The 2,160-nt window shown below is 72.9% G+C and carries 2 protein-coding genes and 1 pseudogene; all 3 read left to right on the top strand.

The annotated features are described in order from the left end of the window. Positions 1 to 365 (top strand): annotated as a pseudogene (locus N864_RS21740) (amino acid ABC transporter ATP-binding protein); the annotation flags it as partial. Beyond that, on the top strand, positions 365 to 1,636 hold the full coding sequence (locus N864_RS23880; RefSeq protein WP_051518920.1) for an NAD(P)/FAD-dependent oxidoreductase: 1,272 nt from the start codon (positions 365 to 367) through the stop codon (positions 1,634 to 1,636). The pseudogene N864_RS21740 and the gene N864_RS23880, both read left to right, overlap by 1 nt. Before the next feature lie 9 nt (positions 1,637 to 1,645). Continuing rightward, a complete protein-coding gene (locus N864_RS21730) occupies positions 1,646 to 2,128 on the top strand; it encodes a GNAT family N-acetyltransferase (RefSeq protein WP_034722394.1) in 483 nt (160 codons plus the stop codon). The last annotated feature ends 32 nt before the right edge of the window (positions 2,129 to 2,160 follow it).

Here is a 2,160-nt window from a genome sequence, read left to right as displayed (position 1 = left end):
ACGAGCCGACCTCGGCGCTCGACCCCGAGCTCGTCGGCGACGTCCTGTCGGTCATGCGCCGGCTCGCGTCCGAGGGCATGACGATGATCGTCGTGACGCACGAGATGGCGTTCGCGCGGGAGGTGGCCGACCGGGTCATCTTCATGGACGGCGGCGTCATCGTCGAGGAGGGCCACCCCGACCAGGTCATCGGCGACCCCCAGCACCAGCGGACCCGGACGTTCCTCAGGCGGGTCCTCGACCCGACGCACGTCGACTCGGACGGCGACGAGGTGGAGCGGCGCAGGCGGGCCGACGAGGCGCGCGACGCGGGTGCCGGGAGGGAGCCGGAGCTGCCGGACAGCGTGAAGCGACAGCGGTTCTGATGCCCGCGAAGGGCGAGGTCACGGTCGTCGGCGCCGGCCTCATCGGGCTGTTCAGCGCGCACTACCTGCTCGAGAGCGGGTATGCCGTCACCCTCCTCGACGCGGGTGCGCCCGGCGGCGGCGCCGCCCGCGTCAACGGCGGGTGGGTGTGCCCGGCCCGGAGCGACCCGATGCCGTCCTGGGGTGTCGTCCGCGACGGGGTGCGTTCGCTCATCCCGCCGTATGACGGGAGCTTCTTCCTGCGCCCGAGTGCCCTCCCACGGGTGGCGGGCTATCTCGCGCGGTTCCTCGCGAGCTCCGGCTCCGGGCGCTTCGCCCGCTCGTGGGACGACCTCGACCTGCTCAACCGTCAGACCGCCCCGCTCGTCGACGAGCTCGTCGAGGCAGGCATCATCGGGGACCTGCAGGACGAGGGCTTCCTCATCCTCCACTCGCGGCTCGAGGACGCCGAGGCGGCGTGGGCGTCCTTGCTGGCGGTCTCGCAGCGCGGGCTGGCGCCCGCGCCGGACCCGGTCGTCGGGCGCGAGGCCCTGCTCGAGCTGGAGCCCGGGCTCGGAGACGCCTCGCAGTTCGGCTTCGTCCACCGGGGTGACCGCTGGCTTGACCCGTCCCGGCTCGTCGACCGCCTCGTCGAGTCCGTCGTCGCGCGGGGCGCCCGGCTCGAGCAGGACACGCCGGCCCTGGCCGTCCGACAGCGGGGCGAGCAGGCCGAGGTCGCCACCCCGCGGGGCGTCGTCGCCGCGGAGCATGTCGTCATCGCGGCCGGCGCGTGGTCCGAGGAGCTGCTCCGCCCACTCGGGGTCAAGGGCTACGTGACGCCGGGCAAGGGCTACAGCTTCAGCGTCTTCCCGCAGTACCCCCCGACGCACGTGCTGCGGCTCGGCGACACCCACGTCGGCGTGACGCCGATGGGTGACCACGCCCGGGTCGTCGGCATGGTCGAGTTCGACGGGACGCGCGAGGGGGTCCGCCCGGAGCGAATCGACTTCATGAAGCGTCAGGCCCGGCCCTGGCTCTCCGGCATCGACTGGGACGCCAGCACCGAGGAGCGGGTCGGGCCACGGCCGATGACCCCGGACGGCAAGCCATTGATCGGCTGTGTCCCCGGCGCCGAGCGGGTCGTCGTGGCGACGGGCCACAACATGCTCGGGCTCACGCTCGGGGCGGCGACAGGGACCCTCGTGGCCTCGCTCGTGGCGCGGGGACCCGCGGCCGCGGTGCCGGCGTTCGACCCGATGCGCTTCTCCCGCAACCCGTTTGGATCAGGCTAGGCGGGCGTCGTGGAGATCCGACGGGCACGCGCCGAGGAGTATGGCCGCATCGCCGACATCCTCAGCTCGGCCTATGCTCCGAGCGGGCTCGCACCCGGCGACGACTACTACGAGCACCTGCGCGATGTCGCGGGACGTGCCGTCGGTGCGGAGGTGTGGGTCGCGGTGGACGGGCCGGACGTGGTCGGGACCGTGACGTGGCCGCCGGCCGGATCAGCCCACCGCGAGGTCGCGGCGGACGACGAGGCGGAGTTCCGGATGCTGGCGGTCGACCCGTCCGTCCAAGGCCGGGGAGTCGGCCGCGCGCTGTTGGACGAGGTCGTGAATCGCGCTCGGACGGAAGGGTTTCGGCGCGTCGTCCTGTCGACGGCCTTCTGGAGCACCGCGGCCCACCGGCTCTACGCGGACTACGGTTTCGTCCACGTGCCGGACCGCGACTGGCCGGTCTATCCGGACCTCGTGCTGCAGGTCTATGCCCTGGAGCTGGGCTGACACCGGAGTTCGCGCTCACTGGCACGTAAATA

Source organism: Intrasporangium chromatireducens Q5-1 (assembly GCF_000576575.1).
In the GTDB taxonomy this organism is placed as follows: Bacteria; Actinomycetota; Actinomycetes; order Actinomycetales; family Dermatophilaceae; genus Intrasporangium_A; species Intrasporangium_A chromatireducens.
Note: the sequence above shows the minus strand (reverse complement) of the source record. Positions and strands in the feature narration are given on the sequence as shown.

Coding starts and splice junctions, on each gene's coding strand:
- N864_RS23880 (WP_051518920.1), top strand. CDS start 365: ATGCCCGCGAAGGGCGAGGTCACGGTCGTCGGCGCCGGCCTCATCGGG.